Genomic DNA, 23241 nt, shown 5'->3' with positions numbered 1-23241 from the left:
CACGCGCCCGAGCACTCGCCCAAACAGCGCGTCACTCGACCAGCAGGTTGACCCGCCGGTTCTGCTTGCCCTTGTTCTCGATCTTGCCGAGGCGGATTTCCCCGATCTCGCCGGTGCGCGCCACATGGGTACCGCCGCAGGGCTGCAGGTCGATCTGTTCCGCGCCTTCGCCGATCCGCACCAACCGCACATGGCCCGCGCCGCGCGGCGGCTGCACGCTCATGGTCTTCACCAGCTCGGGGTTGGCGTCCAGCTGCGCCTCGGTGATCCAGTCTTCGCTCACCGGCAGATCAGCGGCGACAAAGGCGTTGAGCTGCGCTTCCAACGCCTCGCGGTCCTCGGGCGGTTCGGGCATGAGGAAATCCAGCCGCCCCTTGCCTGCGCCGATCTGGCCACCGGTGACCGGCAGCGGCAGCGCCACCGACAGAAGATGCAGCGCGGTGTGCACGCGCATATGGCGGTGCCGACGCTCCCAGTCGAGGTGCTGGGTGACATGCGCGCCGACCATCGGCAGCGGCTTCGGCTCGGCGGGGACCAGCACGATCGCGCCGTCCTCGCCTTTTACCGCCGTGGCGATCTCGATCTCGCCGCCGGGCCAGCTGAGCCGCCCGCTGTCGCCGGGCTGGCCGCCGCCGGTGGCGTAGAACAGCGAGGCATCGAGGATGATCCCGCCCTCTTCGGTCAGGCCGATCACTTCACCCGGCGCCTCGCGGCGGTAGGCATCTTCAAGGAACAGACGCTCGGTCAACTCTCTCTCCTAGGCATCATCCGGCCCGGCGGTCGGGAACTCTTCATCCCGATGCTCGGCCGTGGTCTCTGTATCGCTGTCGCGCGGCACCTGTTTGTCGCCGCTCTTGCCAGCCACGTCCGCCTGCGGCGGCACCGCATTGCTGCGCAGCGCCTCGGGATTGCGCAGCCAGATATCGCGCTGCGCGAAGGGGATCTCGATCCCTTCTTCGGTGAAGCGGCGGGCGATCTCGTGGTTGAAGTCCGACAGGATGTTCAGCTTCTGGTTCACGTCGCGCACGATGGCGCGGATCTCGAACTCCAGCAAATCCGCGCCAAAGCGTGCGAAGACCACCGAGGGTTCGGGGTTCAGCAGCACCATATCGTGCTGGCGCACGATGCGCAGCAGAATGTCCTCGACCAGCCGCGTGTCGGTGCCATAGGCCACGCCCACCGAGGCGAAGACCCGCCCGATGACGTTGCCGCGGGTGAAGTTGGTCACCGTGCCCGAGATGAAGTCCGAGTTCGGCACGATCACATCGGTGCGGTCGAAGGTCTCGATCCGTGTGGCGCGCACCGAGATATCCTTGACGATGCCCATATTGGGGCCGACCTCGATCCAGTCGCCCTGGCTGATCGGCCGTTCGATCAGCAGGATGATGCCCGACACGAAGTTCTGCACAATGTTCTGCAGGCCGAAACCGATGCCGACCGACAGCGCCGAGATGACATAGCCAAGCGCGGTGAGGTTGATGCCCGCCGCGGTGATCGCCAGCAGCGCCGCCAGCATCACGCCAGCGTAGCCCAGCCCCGAGACCACCGCGTTTTGCCCGCCGATGTCGAGCCGCGTCTTGGGCAGGATCGAACTGCGCAGCCCGCTTTGCAGCAGCCGGGTGACGCTATAGCCCACCGCAAAGACCACCAGCATGGTCAGGAAGCTGGTCGGCGAGATCCGCGTGTCGCCCAGCAGGAAGCCTTCCTGAAAGCGCGCCCAAAGCTCTGTCAGATCGGCGATCCGCGCGCCCCAGATCAGCGCCAGCGCGGGCAGCGCCAGCAGGATGATCACAAAGCCCGCCAGCACCGTGACGAGGCTGTCGTTGGGGTCTTTGCGGGTGATCAGCGCATAGAGATCGCGCACGAAGCGTTGCAGCACCAGCACCAGCGCCAGCAGCGACAGCGTTTGCACCGCCGGGAACACCATGCCTTGGCCGACGCGGTGATAGCCGATGGCCGCAAGGATCGGACCGGCAACGGAGAGGAAGATCGCGCCGCGTCCGATCAGCCGGGCGATCTGCATGCGGAAGGTCGAGCCTTCGAGCAGCGTGCCCTCGCCGTCCGTGTCTTCGCTGTCCTCTTCGCTCAGCCCCGACAGAATAAGCCCCAGCCGGAACAGCATCAGCGCCGACAGCAGCAGCAGCGGGAAGTCGAGAACCGCGATGGTTTCTTCGGTGAAGTCGTAAAGCTGCGCCAGCGTCTCGCCCATGCCGCGCAGCACGAAGAGCACCGCCAGCACTGACGAGTAAAGCCACGCCTCGGTGCGCTGCCAACTGGGCAGCGGCATGGTGGCGATCGAGTTGTCGCTGTTGAAGCTCTGATCCGCCAGCCAGCGGATATAGAGCAGCACCATCCCCCAGATCGGCACGCTGATCAGGATGACGTTGAGGTTCTCGCCCGGTAGCCCCGAGATCTCGGCGGCCACCACCAGCAGGATCAGCCCCGCCAGCGGCACGATGATCGAGCCCAGCGAGGCGACGAAGCGCCAGACGCCGGTGCCCCGCCGGGTGCGGCGGCGCAGCATTTCCTCGAGCTTGGTGATCCAGCGCGGTCCGCGCACCAGCAGCAGGATCGACAGGCCCACCAAGAGCACGATCACCGGCAGGTTCTCACGGGCGGTGGCCCGCGTGGTCTCGGAGGCGAGATTGTCGCGCACGCCCTGCACGACGGAAGATCCCGCGCCCATGACCTCGCCGAACGCGGGCCCCCAGAGCTGCGGGTTCAGCGGTGACGGCCCAAGCGTCAGCAGCCGGTTGGTCTGCAATTCCCGGATGTTGCCGTCGATTTCGCTGATCAGACCGTTGGCCTGCGTATAGGCCTCTTGCGCGCGGCGCCCCGGCGCCTGCGCCTGCGACAGCTGATCGTTCAGATCCGCGCGGCGCTGCGCAATGTCCTCGGCCTCGCTCTCGCCTTCGGCCGGGGGCGGCCCCAGCGTCTCAAGCTGCGACTGAAGCGTGTCGATCCGGCCCGCGTTGGTGCTTTCGGCCTGCAGGAAACTGTCGCGCCAGCCAGCGATCTCGCGGCGCAGGTCTTCGTATTCCTTGACCGTCGCCACGCCGCCGTCGATCAGCGTGTCGGCCTTTTCGACGGTGCTCAGCCATTCCTTGTAGTCGATGTCGGACTGTTCCTGCGCGACCGCAAAGGTCGCGCAGAGCAGCAGCATGGCAATCGCGGCGAGGCCGCGCCGGATCAGGGCAGTCATACGTCCTCGAAGACACCCGGGATCGACGCCGGCGAGCGGTCGAGCCAGCCGGGAACCGGCAGATCGCGCGAGCGCAGGAAGCTCGGGTTGAACAGTTTCGACTGATAACGGGTGCCATAGTCGCAGAGGACCGTGACGATCGTGTGGCCCGGACCCATCTCCTTGGCCATGCGGATCGCCCCGGCGACGTTGATGCCCGACGAGCCGCCGACGCAAAGCCCTTCCTCGGCCAGCAGATCAAACACCACCGGCAGCGCCTCGGCGTCGGGGATTTGATAGGCGAAATCGGGGGTGAACCCTTCAAGGTTGGCGGTGATACGGCCCTGCCCGATGCCCTCGGTGATCGAGTCACCTTCGGATTTGAGCTCACCGGTGGTGTAATAGCTGTAGAGCGCCGCGCCCATCGGATCGGCCAGCCCCACCTTCACGCCCTTGGGCTGCAGCGCCATGCCGGTGCCGGCCAGCGTGCCGCCCGAGCCCACGGCGCAGATGAAGCCGTCGACCTTGCCGCCGGTCTGCTCCCAGATCTCGGGGCCGGTGGTTTCCACATGCGACAGCCGGTTCGCCACGTTGTCAAACTGGTTGGCCCAGATCGCGCCGTGCTTTTCGGTCTTGGCCAGCTCTTCCGCCAGACGGCCCGAATAGCGCACGTAGTTGTTGGGGTTGCGGTAAGGCGCCGCCGGAACCTGCACCAGTTCGGCACCGGCCAGACGGATCATGTCCTTCTTTTCCTGCGACTGGGTCTCGGGAATCACGATCACCGTGCGGAAGCCCATCGAGGCGCCGACAAGCGCGAGGCCGATGCCGGTGTTGCCCGCGGTGCCTTCGACGATGGTGCCGCCGGGCTCGAGCAGCCCCTTCTCCATCGCGTCCTTGATAATGAACAGCGCCGCGCGGTCCTTCACCGACTGGCCGGGGTTCATGAATTCGGCCTTGGCGAGGATCTCGCAGCCCGTCATCTCGCTGGCTTTCCGCAGCCGGATCAGCGGCGTATTGCCAACCGCTTGTGCAAGATCTTGTGCCACGCGCATGGGTATCTCCCCTTGGTCTAACCGTTGGAGCACAGGTGTAGGGCGTGAGGGGGGTGAACTCAAGCCGCCGCGCGGAGCCTTTCACGCTGACGTGCCAGCCACAGCAGCATCATCGCCAGCGGCCCGGCGTTCACCTCGCCGCTTTCCACCAGCGCCATGGCGTCGTCAAAGGCCAGCACGTGGCTGCGGATGTCTTCGTTCTCGCTGTCGAGACCACCCAGACCACCGCCGTGCTCGCCCAGATCGCACAGCCCGAGGAAGCAATGAAAGAACTCGCTGGTGTAGCCCGGCGAGGCATAGACCCGCATCATCGGCTCCAGCGAACCCAGATGCAGCCCCGCTTCCTCGACCGCCTCGCGCCGTGCGCAATCCTCGGGGCTTTCGCCCGCATCGACCAGCCCGGCCACCGGCTCGAGAATCCACGGATGGCGGTCCTCGCGCAGGATCGGGCCATAGCGCATCTGTTCGATCAGCAGCACAAGATCGCGCTCGGGATCATAGGGCAGCACCAGCGCGGCATCATAGGCCACAAAGCCCTCGCGCTGGATCACATCCGACATCGCGCCGTCAAAGCGCTCGTGCTGCAGGGAAAACTGCCGCATCCGGAAGAACCCGTCATGCGCCGAACTGTCCGAGACGATCCGGACCGCATGCTCGCGCGTCCGGTCAGAGCGCAGCACGCAAGGCGTCTCGCGGTCCGCCAGCGCCCGCGACCAGGCGCGCGCGGCAAGGTAGGGACGGATCGCCCGGACCATGGCGGCGGGCCGCTGGCCATAGCCGCGCATGATCTCCCGCGCGATCTCGCAGGCCAAGGCGCCCTGCGCGTGCCCCCAAGCCTCGGCGTCAAAGCGCGGCTGCCCCTCGGCACTGTCCGGCGACACAGGTGCCTGAACGGATTCCTGCACCTGCGGCACATCGACCGGCGCAAAATCGCTTTCCGACCAGCCGGTGAAATAGCACAGCCGCTCCAGATCCTGCGCTTCGCCGTCCGTCACCAGCACGCCCGCCGCGCGCTCGCCCTGCACCTTGCACAGGCGGGTCAGCGTGTCCGCGCCGCCCGCAGGCGGCAGCACCGCGTGATCGGGCAATTCCGCGGGAACCAGCACCGGCACCCGGCCAAGAACGATCTCCAGCAGCGGCGGATAGGCCAGCGTGCCGGTCAGGAACATCGTCATCGCGCTTATCTCCAGTTGCGTGCTGCAAGCTCCGTCAGCATGCCGGCGATGACAGCACCGGCGAGCATCAGAAAGATGAACCCGCCATCGAACAGAAGCTCGCCGAAGTCCAGAGTAAGTTCGAATATGGCTGCGAAGGCTTCCATTGGACCGTCGTAACGATGCCGCATGGCAAGGCGTGTCATCTCATTGATCGCCTGCACGAAAAGCCCGCAGGCCACCAGCGCCGCCGCCGATGTCAGCCCCGCCGAGATGCCATGCGCATAGCCGCGGGACGCCTGCCCGCCCGGCAAGACCCAGCCGATCACCAGCCCGAGCACCACATTGACCCAGCGAAAATAGCCGAAATCCTGCATCTGCTCCAAGGCCACCATCAGGTACCCCGAGGCGAGATAGGCCAATGCCGCAAGACATAGGGCGCCAACAAGGCGCGCAGCAGTCGTCATGAGAAACCCCTCGGAAACACATACGCAAAAATACCGTGCCAGCTAACTCCGCTCTCCTGCAGGATGCAAGAGAGCCCGCAAGCTTCCGTGAGGGCCGTTGCCGTTGCGCCGCGCGTGCCGGTGTCAGAAGTCGCGCTCTTCATAAGCGGTCAGCGCCGCCTGCCGCCCCTCAGAGGCGCTCACCACCGGCTTTGGATAGCCATCCTCGGGCGACAGGTCCCAACTGCGCGGCACCGCCTCGAAGTAATCCAATGCGTCCTGCGGCGGCTGGCTCTGGCCCTCGGCGATCCAGCGGCGGCGGTAAGCGCCCTTGGGGTCGAATTTCTCGGCCTGCGTCTCGGGGTTGAAGACGCGGAAATAGGGCGCCGCATCGGGGCCGCAGCCCGCCACCCATTGCCAGCCCATGGCGTTCGAGGCCGGATCCCAATCCACAAGGCAATCGTCAAACCACGCCATGCCGATGCGCCAATGCACCATCATGTGTTTCGTCAGGTAGCTCGCGACGATCATCCGCGCGCGGTTGTGCATATAGCCGGTGACATACATCTCGCGCAGCGCCGCGTCGACGACCTCCATGCCGGTGCGCGCCTGCTCCCACGCCCGCACTTCCTTAAGGCGGCGGTCCTCCTTCCACGGAAAGGCCTTCCACTCCTCACGCCAGTTGTCTTCCAGCATATGCGGCGTGTGCCACATCAGATGATAGGCAAACTCGCGCCACGCCAGTTCGGCGAGAAATTTTCCCGCGCCCGCCTTGCCGTCCGCCTGCGCCCGCAGCCCCGCGTGCCAGCAGCGCGCCGGGCTGATTTCGCCAAGGCTGAGGTACTCCGACATGCGCGAGGTGCCCTCGACATCGAGCCGGTCGCGCATCTCGCCATAGTCCCCGACCCCATCGCGAATGAACGCCCCGAGCCGCGCCTGCGCCGCCGCCTCTCCGGGTTTCACATGTTTGGCGAGCACTTCGGCGCCCCGATTCATCGCCGCGCCGAGCTGCCAATCCGTCAGCGCCTCGCTCTCCGGCCAGTCCGCTGGCGCGGACAGATCCGAAGGTTCCGGCAAGGGCTCGGGCACCTCGCGCTCTTTCACCGCCCGCCAGAACGGGCTGTAAACCTTGTAATAACCGCCCTGCTTGGTCTCCACGGTCCACGGTTCGAACATCAGATGCCCGGCAAAGCTGCGCGCGTCGATCCCGTCTTCCTTCAGCGCCGATTTGATGTCGGCGTCGCGCTCCACCGAGGCCGGATCATAAGCGCGCTGCCAATAGACCGCGCCCGCCCCGGTTTCGCGCACCAGCGCCGGGATCACCTCGCGCGCAGGCCCCGCGCGCAGGATCAGTTTCGATCCTTTCTCCTCCAGCGCCCCCATATAAGCGGCGAGCCCCTGCTCCAGCCGCCATTTCGGCGCCGCGCCAAGCGCCTCGACCGTGCTGTCCCGCACGAACACCGGGATCACCGGCCCGCCGCGCTCCACGGCGGCACAAAGCGCCGCGTGGTCGGACAGCCGCAGATCGCGCCGGATCCACACCAATGTCGGGGACTGCTCACTCATCGCTCACCTCCTGCTCGTGCCCCCAAGCTGGCCCGCAAGCGCAGGCGGTCAAGCACAGACGGCACAGGCCCTTTCATCTTTCCAAAAATACTCAAGCACCGCGCCCGACAGAGCGCGGCGCACGGCAGAGGCCCGCCCCCACCTTTCATTGTTCCCTAAAATACGCAGCCCGCCACCCCGCGGATCACCGGCCGCTCAAAGAACCTCATCCAGCGCCGCGATCAGCTTCGCGATCTCCGCCTCCGAGGTGTAATGGGTGAACGACAGCCGCAGCACGCCCTTTTCAGGGTCCACACCCTGCGCCTGCAGCGCGCGCACCGCGTAGAAATCGCCGCCCCCCGCCATGATGCCACGCGCCGCCAGCGCCTCGTTCAGCTCGGCGGCGGGACGTGCGTGTTCCAGCGCCACGGTGGGCGCGCGGCGCTCGGCGTCCGACGGCCCCAGCAGGCGCACGGAATTGCGGCCCGAGAGATAGTCGAGCAAAGGCCCGGTCAGCGCCACTTCCTGCGCGCGCATGAGGCCCGCCACGCCGCGCGCATCGGTGCCGTGATGGGCGGCCTGCGCGTCGATGTAATCGGCCATCCCGGCGCAGGCCGCGATCTGCGCATGGTCCGGACCGGCGGGAGTGAAGCGTTTGTAGAGGGTGCCCGCGTTGAAGAAATGCCCTTGGTTCGGCAGCGCCTCGCCAAGCGCGCGGCGGATCACCATAAGACCCTGATGCGGCCCATAGGTCTTATAGGCGGAGAAAAGGTAGATATCCGCCCCCAGCGCACCCACATCGGGAAACCCATGCGGCGCGTAGCTCACCCCATCAACGCAGGCATAAGCCCCGGCGGCGTGGATCATCGTGCAGATCTGCCGCACCGGGTTGATCTCGCCCACCACGTTCGAGCAATGCGGGAAGCACACCAGCCGTACCTTCTCGTCGAGCAGATCGGCCAGCGCCGCCGGGTCGAGATGGCCGGTCTCGGGGTCCATCCGCCACTCACGTACCTCAATCCCCTCCTCCGCCAGCCGCCGCCACGGACCGGAGTTCGCCTCATGGTCCTGATCAGTGACGATGATCGCCTCGCCGGGCTTCAGAAAACGGCGGAAAGCGTTGGCCAGCACGAATGTGTTGGCGCTGGTCGAGGGGCCAAAGCTCAACTCCTCGGTCTCCACGCCCAGAAGCGCCGCCATGCGGCTGCGCGCCTCATCCATCTCGGCGCCCCCGGCCTCGGCGGGCGCATAGGGGCCATAGGGCTGCATCTTGCGCTCCCGGTAAAAGCGCGTCAGCCGGTCGATCACCGCACCGCAGGTGTAGGAGCCGCCCGCGTTCTCGAAGAAGGCGAGATCGTGCAGCGAGGGCTCGGCAAAGGCGGGGAACTGGGCACGGGTGAAATCGACGTCAAGCATCAGGCGCTCCTTGCAATTTGCGCAAATTCTCCCGCACCAAAGCCGCGCCGCGCGGCAGGGTCAAGGTGGTGACGCGGCGGCACAGGTGCTTGCGGCGCGGACGCCGCGCGCTTATCTTCGTGTCAGCACCGCCGATCGTGGCGGCCGCAATGGAGAGTGGATGCTCGAGCTTGTCTGAATAAACTCCCGCGCAATTGCGCCGGAGCCGCTGAAAACCCCGCCGAACCGGGTCCCCTCGGGGGCCTGCGTTATCGCGTTTTTCATTCAGGCAAATATCATGAATATCTCGAAACCCGAAAACCGTGTGCTGCACGTGCTGGCACAGGGTGGCCGCATCTCACACGAACGTTGCGGTAGCCGCATCACCGACATCACCTGCATCACCACCGATGGGATGATCCTGTCGTCCTGCTCGCTGGAGATTTTCCAGCGACTTCGACGCAAACGGCTGGTCGCCTCGAAGGGCGGCGGCGCGTATCGTATCTCCGAGCGCGGGCGGCGGCTGGTCGCAGCCCGCCCCGACAACCGAGTTTAGGCGCATTCAGGCGCGTCTAGGCTCGATCAGGGAGGCAGACATGCAGATCAGACCGGAACGACCGGAAGAGGCCGAGGCGATCTCGGCCCTCACCACCCACGCCTTTGCCACCGCCCCGCATGCGGATGGCACCGAGGCGCAGATCGTCGGAGGGCTGCGCGCCGCAAGCGCGCTGACCCTCTCGCTGGTCGCCGACGAAGGCGGCACGCTTCTTGGCCATGTGGCCGTCTCGCCGGTGCAGGTGGATGGGCATTGGGGCTGGCAGGGGCTGGGGCCGATCTCGGTGCTGCCCGAGCGGCAGGGCACCGGCATTGGCGCGGCGCTGATGCATGCGGCGGTAGAGCAACTGCGGGCCTCTGGCGCGCATGGCATCGTGCTGGTGGGCGATCCGGCGTTCTACACCCGCTTCGGCTTTCGCGCGGCACCGGGGATCGGGCTGACGGGCATCCCGCCCGAAGCGATCCTTGCGCTGCCGTTCCACGAGGCCATGCCCGAGGGGGCGCTGCGGTTTCACCAGGCCTTTGGCCTCGAATACTAAGCCCAGCCGGCTTCAAACAAGGCAGCGCCAAAACCAAACGCGGGCCCCGAGGGGCCCGCGCTTTTCTTTCCACGGGTCAGACCCGTCAGGTCAGCCGCGCGGCTCGGCGCGCAGGCCGCGCCAGATCGCAAGGCACATGATCAGCAGCACGATGGTGAACGGCAGACCGGTCGAGATGACCATCGACTGCAGCGACGACAGGCCGCCCGCCGAAAGCAGCAGCACGATCGCCACCGCACCCTCGAAGACCGCCCAGAACACACGCTGCGGAACCGGTGCGTCGACCTTGCCGCCTGCGGTGATCGTGTCGATCACCAGCGAGCCCGAGTCCGACGAGGTGACGAAGAACACGATCACCAGCACCACCGCGATCACCGAGGTGATCGACGACAGCGGCAGCCCCTCCAGCATCGCAAAGAGCGAGAGCGGCGGGTTGTAGCTGTCGATCACATTGGCTTTCACCATGCTGTTGGCCGGATCGCTCAGCACTTGGTCAATCGCCACGCCGCCAAACACCGCCATCCACAGCACGCAGACGAGGCTCGGGATGATCAGCACACAGATCACGAACTCACGCACGGTGCGGCCACGGCTGACGCGGGCGATGAACATGCCCACGAACGGCGACCAGCTGATCCACCACGCCCAGTAGAACGAGGTCCAGCCCTGCACAAAGTCGGTGTCTTCGCGGCCAACCGGGTTCGACAGCGGCACGAGGTCCACCAGATAGGCGCCGAGCCCGCTGAAGAAGTCCGAGAAGATCATCATCGTCGGGCCGACCGCCAGCACGAAGAGCAGCAGCAGCGCCGCGAGGCCCATGTTGATCTCGGACAGGACCTTCACCCCGCCGTCGAGGCCGCGCACCACCGAGACCAGAGCAACCGCCGTGATGCCGGAGATGATCAGCACCTGCATCGTCGAGCCGATCGGAACGCCGAACACATGGTTGAGGCCCGCGTTCACCTGCTGCGCGCCAAAGCCCAGCGAGGTGGCAAGACCAAAGAGCGTGGCAAAGACCGCAAGGATATCGATGATATGGCCCCACCAGCCCCAGACGCGCTCGCCGAGCAGCGGATAGAAGGCCGAGCGCACGGTCAGCGGCAGACCCTTGTTGTAGGAGAACAGCGCCAGCGCCAGCGCCATCACCGCGTAGATCGCCCAAGGGTGCAGACCCCAGTGAAAGATCGTCGCCGCAAGGCCCATGGTCTTGGCCGCCTCGACATTCTCGGGGATCAGATTGCCATCTGCGTCAAAGGGCGACGGCACACCGAGCGGCGAGCTGACCGCCATGTGGTAAACCGGCTCGAGCACGCCGAAGAACATAAGGCCAATGCCCATGCCCGCGGCGAACAGCATCGCGAACCAGCCCGCGTAGCCGTAATCGGGCGTCGCTTCGGCCCCGCCGAGGCGCACCTTGCCGAGCGGCGAGACGATGAGCACGAGGCAGAAGATGACAAAGATGTTCGCCGCGCCAAGGAAGAACCAGTCGAAGGTCTTGGTGGCGAAGGAGAACAGCCAGCTGAACACCGCGCCCGCCTGTTCCGGCAGCGCGAGCGTGTAGAACACGAAGGCCACGACCACCGCACCCGAGATGAGGAACACCGGGTTGTGGATGTCGAGGCCGAACGGGCCGATTGTGGTTTCGATATTGTCCTGACCGATCTCATAGTCGGTCTGGATGATGTCCGACGCGCCTTCCGGCGCTGGGATACCCAGATCCTCGGTGTCTTCCGTGGAGTTGTTGTCGCTCACGTGTGGACCCTCCTTATTGTGTTGTCTTGTTGTGTGGTTCTTGGCGGTGTGCCTGTGTCATGAGCCTGAGAGGCAGCTCAGCGCACCACCATGACCGAGACTTTTGCGCGGGATGCCACCGTGCCGCCGTTCGACGGCCAGAAGTGGTCGGCGATGCCGGGGATGTGGCTGGCCATCACCACGAGGTCGGCATCGGTGTCGATGACCGCCTTCACCAGCGCCGGATCAAGGTCCACCGCCGGATCATGGGTGATCACCGGAAAGGACTCCACCTCGACGCCAGCCGCGAGGGCCTTGGCCTTGGCGAAAACGGCGAGTTTCTCGCCATATTCCTCCGGTGTGTGCGCGATCGACGAGGGCGTCGACGCGCTGACCCCGACATAGATCAGCTTGGCTCCGTAATGCGCGGCCAGATCCCCCGCCACGTCCAGAGCCTTCTGCAGCCGATCCGCATGGGTCAAATCGACCGGCACCATGATGCGTTTGAACATGGGTCCCTCCGTCTTTCACGGCCCGTGTGCGGGCCTGCGTACCTGTTCCAGCAAGGCGCGACAGGGGCGCTGAGCCTCTGATCCCGCCTGCCCCTCTGTCACCCGCCGCGGCGGCCTATGCCCGCGCCAGCCTTGGGCAATTGCCGTTGGCGCGGGGCCGCAACGGCCCGGCGGACCCCCGGCGCGCCATCAGCTAGCGCACGGAGACGTGAGGTAAAGGTTACATTTATTTTAGCTGCGGACCAAGCTTAGCCTGCCCTAGCGTCAGCTCGGCGGCTTTTCCCGCCCCCTCGCTGAGCCCTGAGCCGGGATCACTGCGAAGGCATCAAAAACAGATCGCTGACCCAGCCCGCGCCGCCCGCGGCGGTGACCATCGCATGGATCTGCCCGCGGTGATGGGTCTGGTGGTTGAACATATGCGCGATGCACACCGCTTTGGGTTGCTGTTGCTCGCACCCGCTCGCCCCCGACCACCAGCGCAAATCGCCCACCAGATCCGCGCTGCCGAGGGCCTCCGCCCAGCCCAGCATGTGCGCGTCCAGTTCCTGCCGCTCTGAAGACCAATCAGCCAGCCCATCGGTCAGCGCCACGCTGTCTACAATGCCGCCCTCGGGCCGCGCGACATCCGAAAGCCGGCTGAGCCACATGCGATCAGCCCAGAGAAGATGGTTGGCGGTGGCAAGAATGGAGCCAAAGAACGCGCCCCTCTGCGCCGTCAGATCCTGCGGCGGCAGCAAGGCGAGCTCCGCCTGCATCAGCCGGTTCTGCCAGTCGTTATAACGCGCAAGGCGCTGCACATCCGCTGGGTCCATCCGCTCTCTCCTGCTGGGCTGAAGCGCCGCATCCGGGCGGATGTTAAGATCACCGCGGCCACAGCCGCAACTTATGCGCGTCCGGATCGGCAGAACCCCACTTGACCGGACCTGCGGGGATGCTAGTGAGGCGGGACGGTGGGCCTGTAGCTCAATTGGTTAGAGCAGGGCGCTCATAACGCCTTGGTTGCGGGTTCAAGTCCTGCCGGGCCTACCAAAAACCGCCATATTCGGCGATCCCTCCCCTGAACCTTCCTCGGAACATCCCGCTGTCGTGCAAGCCTTCGCTCTGCAAAGGCAAACGCTGTGCTTGGGCCCGCCGCTGTCCATGCGCCAGGTCGACAATCCATGCCACAGGCATGTGATTTGACCAATTTGCGCCACAGTTAGATCAAAGTTTCTCCGCTTAGTTCACCTAAACAATTCATTAACCACTGAGCAGATGCCCACTCTGGGCAGCAAGAGCCTGAGGGCAAGGTCGCAAGTAACTACAAGTGATAAGGGGTAAACCTCATGCCGGACCGTCTTGATCGCCACCCGAAACTCGCCACCTCTTTTGTGGGTGTCATGTCTTTCGTCGTGATCGCGGCCACTGCCGCTGCCATCTTTGGCATCCGCTGGCAGGCAGAGGATTACGAGGTGCGTCTGCAGCGCGAATTGGGGCTGCGCAGCGCGCAGGCTCTCGCGCAGACCTTCAACAAAGCGATCGAACGGGAATGGGACTCGCTGCGCGCCGTCGCCGCCCGGACCGCCGATGCCTCCACCGAGGAAATGCAGGACTTCGCCGACGCCGTCATTCAAGCCGGTGGTCAGGTGGCTTGGGTCGGCTTCGCCTCGCCCGACGGGGTGATCATCGCCGGATCGCGTGGCGAGCGGGTCGGAGAGTTTGCGGACCAATGGAACTGGTTCAAGTCCGGCTTCAGCGGCGAGACGGTGGGGACCGCCTGGACCAAGAAGAACGGCGACGAAAGCGGCGAGCGCTTCATCAACCTGTCGATGCCGGTGACCGATCAGAACGGCGACACCGTAGCCGTGGCCGTCTACCGTCTGCGCATCGCGTGGGTTGCCGACTATATGGCCGATGCCGCCAGCAACCTCGCCGTCGGCGCGGTCATCCGCGACCGCAAGGGCCAGACCATCGTCGACACCCGCGGCGGCGACCACGCCGAAGACCTGCCGCCGCGCGTCGAAGGCATGATCCTCGCAGGCCGCCCCGACGCCGACCGCACCGCGCTGGAGCGCACCGACGCGGGCCATCTCTATGCCGTGCTGCCCAGCTTCACCAACGCCTCGATGCCGGGCTTTGGCTGGACGCTGATCGTCGATGTGCACGCGGACAGCTTTGCCGAGGCCCTGCCCGACTTCATGCGCGGCGTGAACATTCTGATCGCGGCGGTCGCCCTTGGCACCCTGCTCTGCGCGGCGCTGCTGTTCCGCCACCTCACGCGCCCGTTCCAGCGTCTCATCCAGACCGCCACCGCGCTCGCCGATGGTCAGGTCGTCTATCCCCGCGAAGAGCAGACCACCCGCGAGAGCATGCTTCTGTCGGCGGTGCTGGCGCGGCTCCAGACGCAAATCCAATCGCTGCGGGCCACAACTCGATAAGGGGTGACCCGCGCCACGAAGAAGGCCCGCAGCGGAGATGCTGCGGGCCTTTTGCTTTGCGGATCACGGAAAGGGCCGGTTCAGGCGGAGGCCGCCGCCTTGGGCTCTGCACCCTGCCCCAGCACATCCGCCGCGATCTCAAAGCTCTTCAGCCGCGCCGCGGGATCGTGGATCATCCCGGTCAGGATCATCTCATCCGGCTGGTAGCGCACGATCAGCGCATCGAGTTGCTCCGCGACCGCCGCACGATCGCCAACCGCAGAGATCCGCAGCGCCGAATTGGCGGCGGCAAGGTAGCGCGGATCGGTGGCTGCCTCGATATCGTCCAGTGGGCGCGGCAGTTTGCCGGGGCGTCCGGTGCGCAGATTGATGAAGGCCTGCTGCTGCGAGCTTTTGAGCCGCAGCGCCTCCTCGGTGGTGTCCGCCGCCCAGACGTTGGCGGCCAGCATGAAATGCGGCTCCTGCGTCACCCCCGGCTGGAACCGGCTGCGATAGACGTCGATCGCCTGCTCCAGCGCGTCGGGCGCGAAATGCGAGGCAAAGGCGTAGGGCAGCCCGAGATGCGCCGCCAGCTGCGCGCCGAAGAGCGACGAGCCGAGGATCCACACCGGCACATACGTGCCCTCGCCGGGCACCGCGCGCACCGGCTGGTGTGGCTCGGCGGGTTGGAACAGGCCCAGCAGTTCGACCACATCTTCGGGGAAGCGATCGGCGCTCTGCGCCATATTGCGTCGCAGCGCCATGGCGGTGGTTTGATCCGAGCCTGGCGCGCGCCCGAGGCCAAGGTCGATGCGCCCGGGAAACAGCGTCTCCAGCGTGCCGAACTGTTCGGCGATGACCAGCGGCGCATGGTTGGGCAGCATGATGCCGCCCGCGCCCACGCGAATGGTCTTGGTCGCCGCAGCCACCTGTCCGATCACCAGCGAGGTCGCCGCCGAGGCGATGCCGGGCATATTGTGGTGCTCGGCCAGCCAATAGCGCGCGTAGCCCCAGGCCTCGGCGTGCTTTGCCAGCTCGAGCGTGTTCTGCAGCGCCTCCGCCGTGGTGCCGCCTTCGGGCACCGGCGACAGGTCGAGCAGGCTGTAGGGAATGCGGGTCATGGAGAACCTCTTTGTCGTGTCGACCCTCGATATAGGCTCCGCATGCCCGCACCGTCACCCTGCACAGACGCACACAGCGCGCCCGAACCTGTGCACCCGCACAAACCGCCTCAGCGCGCCGCCATGCGGATCGCGCCGTCGAGGCGGATCACCTCGCCGTTCAGCATCGGGTTCTCGACGATATGCTGGACCAGCGCGGCATATTCCGCCGGATCGCCAAGCCGCGCCGGGAACGGCACCTGCTGGCCAAGGCTGTCCTGCACCTCCTGCGGCAGCCCCTGCATCATCGGCGTCAGGAAGAGCCCCGGCGCGATGGCACAGACGCGAATACCGGTCGGGGCCAGATCGCGCGCCATGGGCAGTGTCATGCCAACCACACCGCCCTTGGAGGCGGCATAGGCCACCTGCCCGACCTGCCCCTCATAGGCGGCCACAGAGGCGGTGTTGACGATGACGCCGCGGTTGCCGTCCTTGTCCAGCGGCGCGTTCTGAGCCATCAGCGCCGCCGCCTGCGAGGCGACGTTGAACGTGCCGGTAAGGTTGATGGCGATGGTTTTGGCAAAGAGCGCCGGATCATGCGCCGCGCCGCGCGAGACGGTCTTGGCCCCCGGCGCGATCCCGGCGCAGCTGACCGCCACATGCAGCGCGCCATGCGCCGCGGCGACCTGCGCCAGCGCGGCGGCGACGCTCTCGGGGTCGGTCACATCGGTTTCGATAAAGCTGCCACCGATGTCGCCCGCCGTCACCGGCCCGCGCTCGGCATCCTTGTCCAGCAGCACCACTTTGGCGCCAAGCCCGGCGAGCCGCACCGCCGTCGCCGCGCCAAGCCCCGAAGCGCCGCCCGACACCACGGCCACGACATTTTCGTCGATCTGCATGAAATCCTCCAGTTTCTCCTCGGGCGCGAGATGACCGCAGCCAAGGCCCCGCGTCCAGCGCGCGGGCGGAGGGACGTTGCGTCAGTCCTCGCGCGTGGCCGCGTCGATCACCGGGCTGCCAAGCGCGCCATACAGGATCATCACCACCGCGCGGCTCGGCGCTTCCTTCAGCGTCTCGCCCAGTTCCGCCACGGTCGAGGCCACCATGCGCTGCCCGGCCTTGCTCACGTTCTCGGCCATCAGCGTCGGCGTCTCGGGCGGCAGCCCCGCCGCGATCAGCCGCTCTGCCAGCTTCGAGAAGGTCCGCCGCCCCATGTAGACGCAGGTGACCGCCTCGGGATCGGCCAGCGCGGCGAGGTTCATCTCTTCGGGCAGCGCGCCGGTGACGTCATGGCCGGTGACGAACTGCAGCCGCCGCGCGGTGAGCCGCCGGGTGAGCGGCATCGACGCCGCCGCAGCCGCCGCCGACGCGGAGGTCACGCCCGGCACCACCTCGAAGGGAATGCCCGCCTCGGTCACGGCTTTGATCTCTTCCTCGAGCCGTCCGAAGATGCCCGCGTCGCCCGATTTCAGCCGCACCACATGCTGGCCCGACAACGCATGTTCGACCAGCAGCGCGCTGACATATTCCTGCTTTGGCGAGGGGCAGCCCGCGCGCTTGCCGACGGCGACCATCTCGGTGCCTGGGTTGCAAAGTTCGAGGATTGGACCGGAGGCGAGATCGTCATAGAGCACGGCATCGGCGGCCTGCAGGCACTTCAGCGCCCGCACGGTCAGCAGATCGGGGTCTCCGGGACCGGAAGAGACGAAACTGACAAAGCCGGACATGGGGCCTCCGTGAGCGGAATGAGCGGTGCGCCCTCTGCTACGCTGCGGAAGGGAGCGGTGCAAGCTGGGTGCTGCGCCAACGTGCCCGGAATCAAGGCGAAGCCGCCGGGCGAGCGCCGGCCCGTCCCGGCGGGCTGGCGCTTTGGTAGGTTCCACAAGGCGACACGGTCATCCGGGTTTGGCCTACATAAAGCGCCCTAGCCGCAGCTTGCGGCGCCACCCCACGGGCCAGCGCTCACCCGGCGGCCTCCGGCCCGTACGGGCGCCATCCCAGCCGGAGCAAGGCGCGCAGCGCCGCCGGCCAGCGGCCGACCGCCCCCCGGGCGGCCGCTTCTTTGTCGTTACCGCGCGCTCGGCGGTTCAGCGGTGCGGCACGATAAAGCGCTGCCCCTCAAGCGCCGCAAGCGGCAGCCCGCGGTCGGCCGCTGGCCTCTGTTAGGGCTGTAAGGCGACTAGCGGCTCGCCCACCCCCGCAAAGAAAACGCCCCGCACCTTGCGGTACGGGGCATCAAATCTCGACCTGTGGTCAGGACATCAGAGGCGCGAGGCCACGTTTTCCCAGTTCACCAGGTTGTCGAGGAAGTTCGCCAGATAGGCCGGACGCTTGTTGCGGAAGTCGATGTAGTAGGAGTGCTCCCACACGTCGCAGCCAAGCAGCGCGGTCTGGCCGAAGCACAGCGGGTTCACGCCGTTCTCGGTCTTGGTGATCTTCAGGCCACCGTCGGTGTCTTTCACCAGCCAGGCCCAGCCCGAGCCGAACTGACCAGCGCCAGCGGCCGAGAAGTCTTCCTTGAACTTGTCGAAGGTGCCGAAGGACTCGGTGATCGCTTTTTCCAGCTCACCCGGAAGCGCGTTCTCACCCGGGCCCATCATTTCCCAGAACTGGGTGTGGTTCCAGTGCTGCGAGGCGTTGTTGAACAGGCCGGACTGGGCGACAGCGCCGGACTTGTAGGTGCCCTTGACGATCTCTTCCAGCGACTTGTCCGCCCACTCGGTGCCGTCGATCAGCTTGTTCAGCGTGGTGACGTAGGTGTTGTGGTGGATGTCGTGGTGATACTCCAGCGTCTCCTTGGACATACCCTTGGAGGCCAGCGCGTCGTGGGCATAGGGAAGGTCGGGAAGTTCAAAGGACATATGCGTTTCCTTTCGCCTGTCTGTGAGTTTGAGTGTATTCCTAGACCTGCTACACGCGAGGTCAAGCTAAGTTCCGTGTACCATTGCACTCAGGGCTGTGCGGCAAGTTCGTTCAGCGGTGCGCCTTCGCAGATGCCACTGGCCTGAAACACCCGGTCAAATCCCGCCGGGATCGCGGTGACGACAACCTCTCCGCTGCGCTTGTCAAACCCAGCACGGTAGAGCATCCGCCGCGTTTGCTGCGCCCCCGATCCAACCGGATAATCCCATATAAAGCTGATCCTGCGCGTGCTGTCGCGGGCCACTTTGCCCGGCACCGGCAGGCCGTGATTGTAACTCAGCGCGATCGGGTCCGAGATGATCACGCGCCCAGTTTCGGGATCATGGGCGATGAACAGCACCGGCGGGATCCAGCGTTGGCTGTAGGGCGCATCTATGCGGCATAAATATCCGATCGCCCCTGCCGGAATCACCAGCGGCACCACTTCTGCCGCCGGCGCGGCCAGCGCGCGATCCTGCCGCGCGGCGGGCGCTCCGCCCGCCCAAAGCGTCTGAGCGCTCAGCGCAACTGGCCCCGCAAGCGCGCCGATCTGCGCCGCCACACACAGGTGGCGCAGGGCGATCCGGGCGATGGTATGCGCTTGGAACCTCATCCGATCGCCTCTCTCCCTTGCGGTACGTCTGCCGACGCTACGGGTGCCGGGCCAAAGGTGCAATGAGCTACGCCTCAGAAATATTCGAAATCCGGGCCATTTTTCGCCGCGCCAGACAGCAGACGAAAGACGTAATCGGCCACCGAGCGAAAGGCGAAGATCTGCGCCTCCTCGTCCGAGACCAGCCAGATCGCCGCAGCCGCCTGCGAAAGTCGGGTGCGGCGCAGCGCCCCGACCGGAAACGCAGCGGGCGCCATATTGCTGGGCGTGAGCCGCGCCAGCGTCTCGCGCAGGCAGCCGCCGGTCAGGCTCAGCCGCACCCGCATGTCCGACACGTCGAGCACCAGCGCAAGCGCCCCGGCGTCATCCAGCTCGGCCTGCAGCCGCCGCGCCGCCTCGGCGGCTTCGCCATGCGGCAACAGCAACAGCAGCTCATCGGGCGACATCCACAGCAGCCCCCGCTCCGCCGTGCCCGAGACCTGCCAGCGCCCCGGCAGCGCGCAGCCCGCCAGTGCCTCAACCGGGTGGGCAAAGGCCGGATGATCAAACGCGCCGCGCAGCGAAACCATGCCGCAGGGCCCCATCTCGCGCAGGGTGATCGCGCCTTCGGCCACGGCGCCCATCAGCGGGCTCATCGGCTCCATGGTGATCTCAGACATCGTTCCTTGCCCCCTCGGCATCGTAAAAGACCGGGCTGACGATCCGCGCTTTCAGCGTGGTCTTGGCCTCGTCTGCGGGATCATAGTCATCGGTGGTGAAGGTCAGCTCCTCGCCCATCCGCTGCGGGCCGCCGCGCACCAGCGCCATGGCGATCCCCTTGCCCAGCGTCGGCGAGAAATAGGAGGAGGTCACCCGCCCCTCGGTGTTGCGCTGGCCATTGGCGTTCTTGCCCGCCGCAATGGCGAGCGCGCCCGTGGGCAGCACACCGCCATCGTCCATTTCGAGCCCGACCAGTTTCCAGCGGGTCTGATCGGCCATATGCACCCGCTCCTGCGCGCGCTTGCCGAGGAAGTCTTCCTTCTTCTTCGAGATCGCCCAGCCAAGGTTCAGATCCTGCGGGATCACCGTGCCGTCGGTCTCGTCGCCGATCATGATGAAGCCCTTCTCGGCGCGCATCACATGCAGTGCCTCGGTGCCATAGGGCGTGGCGTCCCATTCCGCGCCAAGCTCCAGCAAACGCCCCCAGAATGCCCGCCCGAGGCCCGCCGGAACCGCCACCTCATAGCTGAGTTCTCCAGAAAAGGAGATGCGGAACACCCGCGCCGGGAAGCCGCCGAGCGTACCTTCGGCAAAGCTCATGAACGGCAGCGCCTCTTTGCTGAGGTCCATGCCGCCGAGCTTTTCCAGAAGGTGCCGCGCCTGCGGGCCAACCACGGCGACCTGCGCGTAGGCCTCGGTTATATTGGCGGTATAGGCTTGCCAGTCAAACCATTCACATTGCAGCCAATCTTCCATATGAGCATGCACATGCTCGGCGCCGCCCGTGGTGGTGTGGCAGAGCCAAGTGTCCTCGGCCAGCCGAACCACCACGCCGTCATCCATCAAAAAGCCGTTCTCGCTGCACATCAGCCCGTAGCGACATTTGCCCACCGGCAGCGTGCTCATCATGTTGGTGTAGAGCATGTCGAGGAATTTGCCCGCATCCGGCCCTTTGACGACAATCTTGCCCAGCGTGGATGCATCCAGCAGCCCAAGGCTTTGACGTGTCGCAAGAATCTCGCGATTGACCGCCATCTCGGTGGTCTCGCCGGGGCGCTTGTAGCAATAGGGCCGCCGCCATTGCCCCACCGGCTCGAAAGCGGCGCCGTTGGCCTCGTGCCACGCATCCATCGGCGTGCGGCGCAGCGGCTGGAACAGCTCGTCCCGCGCCTCGCCGGTGATCGCGCCAAAAGAGATCGGCGTGTAAGGCGGGCGGAACGTGGTGGTGCCAACCTGAGGAATGGCCTCACCCAATGCATGAGAAAGCACGGCAAGACCATTGATATTGCTGAGCTTACCCTGATCCGTCGCCATGCCCAGCGTGGTGTAGCGCTTGGCGTGTTCGACACTCTCATAGCCCTCGCGGGCGGCAAGCTGCAGGTCCGATACTTTCACGTCGTTCTGATAGTCGAGGAAGGCCTTCATGCGCAGATCGGGCGTCGCCTTGCTGGGCATGATCCATGTGGCCAGAAGCGGGGTCTCGCCAAGGTCCTCGCCCGTCGCAGAGATACCTTTTGCCTCCTCACACCCCACTTCAAGAGCGGCCTTTAGACCTGCTTTATCAGCACTTTGCAGGACATAATTCAGCCTCATTTCGCCATCAGCCGCGCCCGCCGCGATCAGATTTGCCATGCCATCGGCACCGCTGGCGGCCCGCGCGGGATCGGGTCTGAAGAAAGCGCCATCCTCGTCCCAGCGCAGCTTGCCGCCGCAATGGGACCAGAGATGCACAACCGGAGACCAGCCGCCCGACATGGCAAGCGCATCGCAAGCAATATCCTCGAGCACATTGCCGGTGCCATCGGCGAGACAACTGTGCACCGTCGCCACCCGCGCCCCGCCCGTGACTTTCGCCACCGCGCGCCCGGGATCGACGCGCACGCCGCGCTCGCGCACCAGTTCCATCAACTTGCCGCCGCCCATGGGCCGCGCGTCGAGCACCCGCTCGACGATCACACCGGCATCGACGAGCGTCAGCGCGGTGCGATAAGCGTCGTCATTGTTGGTGACGATCACCACCTTCTCGCCCGGCGTGACGCCATAGTTCACCACATAATCGCGCATCGCCGAGGCCAGCATCACCCCCGGCACGTCATTGCCGGCAAAGCTCAGCGGCCGCTCGATCGCGCCGGTGGCTGTGATGATGCGCTTGGCGCGGATCCGCCAGAGCCGGTGACGCGGACCCGCCGCGCCCGGCACGTGATCGGTCAGCCGCTCGTAGCCGAGCACATAGCCATGATCCTGCACCGCCGCGCCCATGCAGCGCGCGACGCGGCGCAGGTTCGGCAGCGCGTCAAGCTCAGAGAGCGTCGCCTCGACCCACGCCTCGGGCGTCATGCCGTCGATCGTTCCGCCATCGACCGGCGCACGCCCGCCCCAATGCGGCGATTGCTCGATCAGCAGCACCTCGGCCCCGGCCCGCGCGGCGGTCTTGGCGGCCTGCAGCCCCGCGATGCCGCCGCCGACCACCAGCACATCGGTGTGGACATGGAAATGCTCGTACCCATCGGCGTCGCGGCTTTCCGGATGCGGCGCCTTGCCAAGCCCGGCGGCGCGGCGGATGACCGGCTCGTAGAGATGCTTCCAGAAGGCGCGCGGCCAGAGGAAGGTCTTGTAGTAGAACCCCGCGGGCAGAAAGCGCGAGAGCGCCGCGTTCACCGCGCCGATGTCATGCTCGAGGCTGGGCCAGCGGTTCTGGCTTTCGGCGGTGAGCCCGTCAAAGACCTCGGTGGTCGTGGCGCGCTGGTTCGGCTCGAAGCGTGGGCCGGTGCCAAGCCCGACCAGCGCGTTCGGCTCTTCCGCCCCCGAGGCAACGACCCCGCGCGGGCGGTGATATTTGAAGCTGCGGCCCATCAGCAGCCGGTCGTTGGCGATGAGCGCCGAGGCCAGCGTGTCGCCGGGATGGGCGGTCATCGATGTGCCGTCGAAGGTGAAGCGGATGCTCTTGGAGCGGTCGATGAACCGACCGCCCTTGGCCAGACGGGTGCTCATGTGCGGTGCCTCGCTGTCTGGAATCCGCCGGAGCCTCCGGCGGGAGTATTTGCCGAAAGGTGAAAGCTCATGCGGGCACCTGCCAGTCCGGGTGGCGGGTGCGGATCCGCGCGAGGATCTCTTCGGGCGGTTCGGGCGCGCGGGCGCTGTAGGTGCCATAGACCTCCATCGTCACACTGTCGCGCGCCGCAAGGAACCACTTGCCGCAGCCATAGGCGTGGCGCCAACGTTCCAGCACCGGGCCTTTCGCCGCGTGGCGGTTGAAGAGGTAGGCCTCAAAATCGGCATCGGAACTGCCGGGGCCCTCGCGCCGCAGATGCGCCTCGCCTCCGGGCGCGAGTTCGATCTCTGCAGCCTCGAGGCCGCAGCAGGGACAGGTGAGGATCAGCATGCGACCTCTCCTTTGGTTGGGGAAGACAGGGGCATGGCGC

The 23241-nt window shown here is 66.2% G+C and carries 21 protein-coding genes and 1 tRNA gene; 4 read left to right on the top strand and 18 right to left on the bottom strand.

Features of this window, described 5'->3' with window-relative positions; translation table 11 throughout:
* Positions 1-31: 31 nt before the first annotated feature.
* The 7 genes from ACXAD2_RS17895 to ACXAD2_RS17865 all read right to left on the bottom strand — a co-directional run bounded on the left by ACXAD2_RS17895 (position 32) and on the right by ACXAD2_RS17865 (position 8797).
* Complete coding sequence (locus ACXAD2_RS17895) at positions 32-748, bottom strand: alanyl-tRNA editing protein (protein WP_475172499.1); 717 nt, start codon at positions 746-748, stop codon at positions 32-34.
* A gap of 9 nt (positions 749-757) precedes the next feature.
* Entirely contained in the window at positions 758-3202 is a 2445-nt protein-coding gene (locus ACXAD2_RS17890; protein ID WP_475172495.1) for a DUF3772 domain-containing protein, read from the bottom strand.
* Positions 3199-4233 (bottom strand): cysteine synthase A, encoded by a 1035-nt coding sequence (locus tag ACXAD2_RS17885; protein WP_066099679.1) that lies wholly within the window; start codon positions 4231-4233, stop codon positions 3199-3201. The genes ACXAD2_RS17890 and ACXAD2_RS17885 overlap by 4 nt, the downstream gene beginning before the upstream one ends.
* Positions 4234-4292: 59 nt before the next feature.
* Positions 4293-5408 carry an NUDIX domain-containing protein gene (locus tag ACXAD2_RS17880; protein ID WP_475172490.1) on the bottom strand — a complete coding sequence of 372 codons (1116 nt, stop codon included), beginning with the start codon at positions 5406-5408 and terminating at the stop codon, positions 4293-4295.
* Between the two features lie 5 nt (positions 5409-5413).
* On the bottom strand, positions 5414-5854 hold the full coding sequence (locus ACXAD2_RS17875; protein WP_475172487.1) for a TrgA family protein: 441 nt from the start codon (positions 5852-5854) through the stop codon (positions 5414-5416).
* Between the two features lie 123 nt (positions 5855-5977).
* Entirely contained in the window at positions 5978-7399 is a 1422-nt protein-coding gene (locus ACXAD2_RS17870; RefSeq protein WP_475172481.1) for a cryptochrome/photolyase family protein, read from the bottom strand.
* Between the two features lie 195 nt (positions 7400-7594).
* Positions 7595-8797, bottom strand: a complete 1203-nt coding sequence (locus ACXAD2_RS17865; protein WP_475174938.1) for an aminotransferase class V-fold PLP-dependent enzyme — start codon at positions 8795-8797, stop codon at positions 7595-7597.
* Between the two features lie 274 nt (positions 8798-9071).
* On the opposite strand from ACXAD2_RS17865, the gene ACXAD2_RS17860 reads away from it, so the two are divergent.
* On the top strand, positions 9072-9329 hold the full coding sequence (locus ACXAD2_RS17860; protein ID WP_224900421.1) for a YjhX family toxin: 258 nt from the start codon (positions 9072-9074) through the stop codon (positions 9327-9329).
* A gap of 40 nt (positions 9330-9369) precedes the next feature.
* The gene (locus ACXAD2_RS17855; RefSeq protein ID WP_475172474.1) at positions 9370-9867 is read left to right on the top strand and encodes a GNAT family N-acetyltransferase; all 498 of its coding nucleotides are present in this window, start codon (positions 9370-9372) and stop codon (positions 9865-9867) included.
* A 90-nt stretch (positions 9868-9957) separates the two neighbouring features.
* On the opposite strand, the gene ACXAD2_RS17850 is transcribed toward ACXAD2_RS17855, so the two are convergent.
* From ACXAD2_RS17850 to ACXAD2_RS17840, 3 genes are all read right to left on the bottom strand, one after another.
* A complete protein-coding gene (locus ACXAD2_RS17850; protein WP_475172468.1) occupies positions 9958-11619 on the bottom strand; it encodes a BCCT family transporter in 1662 nt (553 codons plus the stop codon).
* 77 nt (positions 11620-11696) lie between these two features.
* Positions 11697-12110 (bottom strand): universal stress protein, encoded by a 414-nt coding sequence (locus ACXAD2_RS17845; RefSeq protein ID WP_475172465.1) that lies wholly within the window; start codon positions 12108-12110, stop codon positions 11697-11699.
* Between the two features lie 311 nt (positions 12111-12421).
* Positions 12422-12907, bottom strand: coding sequence for a DinB family protein (locus ACXAD2_RS17840; RefSeq protein ID WP_475172459.1), 486 nt, complete (start codon positions 12905-12907; stop codon positions 12422-12424).
* Positions 12908-13062: 155 nt separating this feature from the next.
* Here ACXAD2_RS17840 and ACXAD2_RS17835 point away from each other — a divergent pair.
* Together ACXAD2_RS17835 and ACXAD2_RS17830 are read left to right on the top strand one after the other, a co-directional pair.
* A tRNA-Ile gene (locus ACXAD2_RS17835) sits at positions 13063-13139 on the top strand.
* Positions 13140-13435: 296 nt separating this feature from the next.
* On the top strand, positions 13436-14527 hold the full coding sequence (locus ACXAD2_RS17830; protein WP_475172456.1) for a cache domain-containing protein: 1092 nt from the start codon (positions 13436-13438) through the stop codon (positions 14525-14527).
* An 80-nt stretch (positions 14528-14607) separates the two neighbouring features.
* On the opposite strand, the gene ACXAD2_RS17825 is transcribed toward ACXAD2_RS17830, so the two are convergent.
* From ACXAD2_RS17825 to ACXAD2_RS17790, 8 genes are all read right to left on the bottom strand, one after another.
* The gene (locus tag ACXAD2_RS17825; RefSeq protein ID WP_475172453.1) at positions 14608-15627 is read right to left on the bottom strand and encodes an LLM class flavin-dependent oxidoreductase; all 1020 of its coding nucleotides are present in this window, start codon (positions 15625-15627) and stop codon (positions 14608-14610) included.
* A gap of 110 nt (positions 15628-15737) precedes the next feature.
* Positions 15738-16505 (bottom strand): SDR family NAD(P)-dependent oxidoreductase, encoded by a 768-nt coding sequence (locus ACXAD2_RS17820; protein WP_475172450.1) that lies wholly within the window; start codon positions 16503-16505, stop codon positions 15738-15740.
* 81 nt (positions 16506-16586) lie between these two features.
* Positions 16587-17333, bottom strand: a complete 747-nt coding sequence (cobA, locus tag ACXAD2_RS17815; protein ID WP_475172447.1) for a uroporphyrinogen-III C-methyltransferase — start codon at positions 17331-17333, stop codon at positions 16587-16589.
* Between the two features lie 534 nt (positions 17334-17867).
* Entirely contained in the window at positions 17868-18467 is a 600-nt protein-coding gene (locus ACXAD2_RS17810; protein ID WP_475172445.1) for a superoxide dismutase, read from the bottom strand.
* Positions 18468-18556: 89 nt separating this feature from the next.
* A complete protein-coding gene (locus tag ACXAD2_RS17805) occupies positions 18557-19120 on the bottom strand; it encodes a hypothetical protein (RefSeq protein WP_475172443.1) in 564 nt (187 codons plus the stop codon).
* Positions 19121-19194: 74 nt separating this feature from the next.
* Positions 19195-19779, bottom strand: coding sequence for a sarcosine oxidase subunit gamma (locus tag ACXAD2_RS17800; RefSeq protein WP_475172440.1), 585 nt, complete (start codon positions 19777-19779; stop codon positions 19195-19197).
* The gene (locus tag ACXAD2_RS17795; RefSeq protein WP_475172438.1) at positions 19772-22810 is read right to left on the bottom strand and encodes a sarcosine oxidase subunit alpha family protein; all 3039 of its coding nucleotides are present in this window, start codon (positions 22808-22810) and stop codon (positions 19772-19774) included. The genes ACXAD2_RS17800 and ACXAD2_RS17795 overlap by 8 nt, the downstream gene beginning before the upstream one ends.
* 67 nt (positions 22811-22877) lie before the next feature.
* Positions 22878-23201 (bottom strand): sarcosine oxidase subunit delta, encoded by a 324-nt coding sequence (locus ACXAD2_RS17790; protein ID WP_475172436.1) that lies wholly within the window; start codon positions 23199-23201, stop codon positions 22878-22880.
* Positions 23202-23241: the final 40 nt, after the last annotated feature.

The organism is Salipiger sp. ABN3_019, assembly GCF_056158605.1.
The sequence above is the reverse complement of the archived record's forward strand: the minus strand, read 5'-3'. Positions and strand labels throughout refer to the sequence as shown.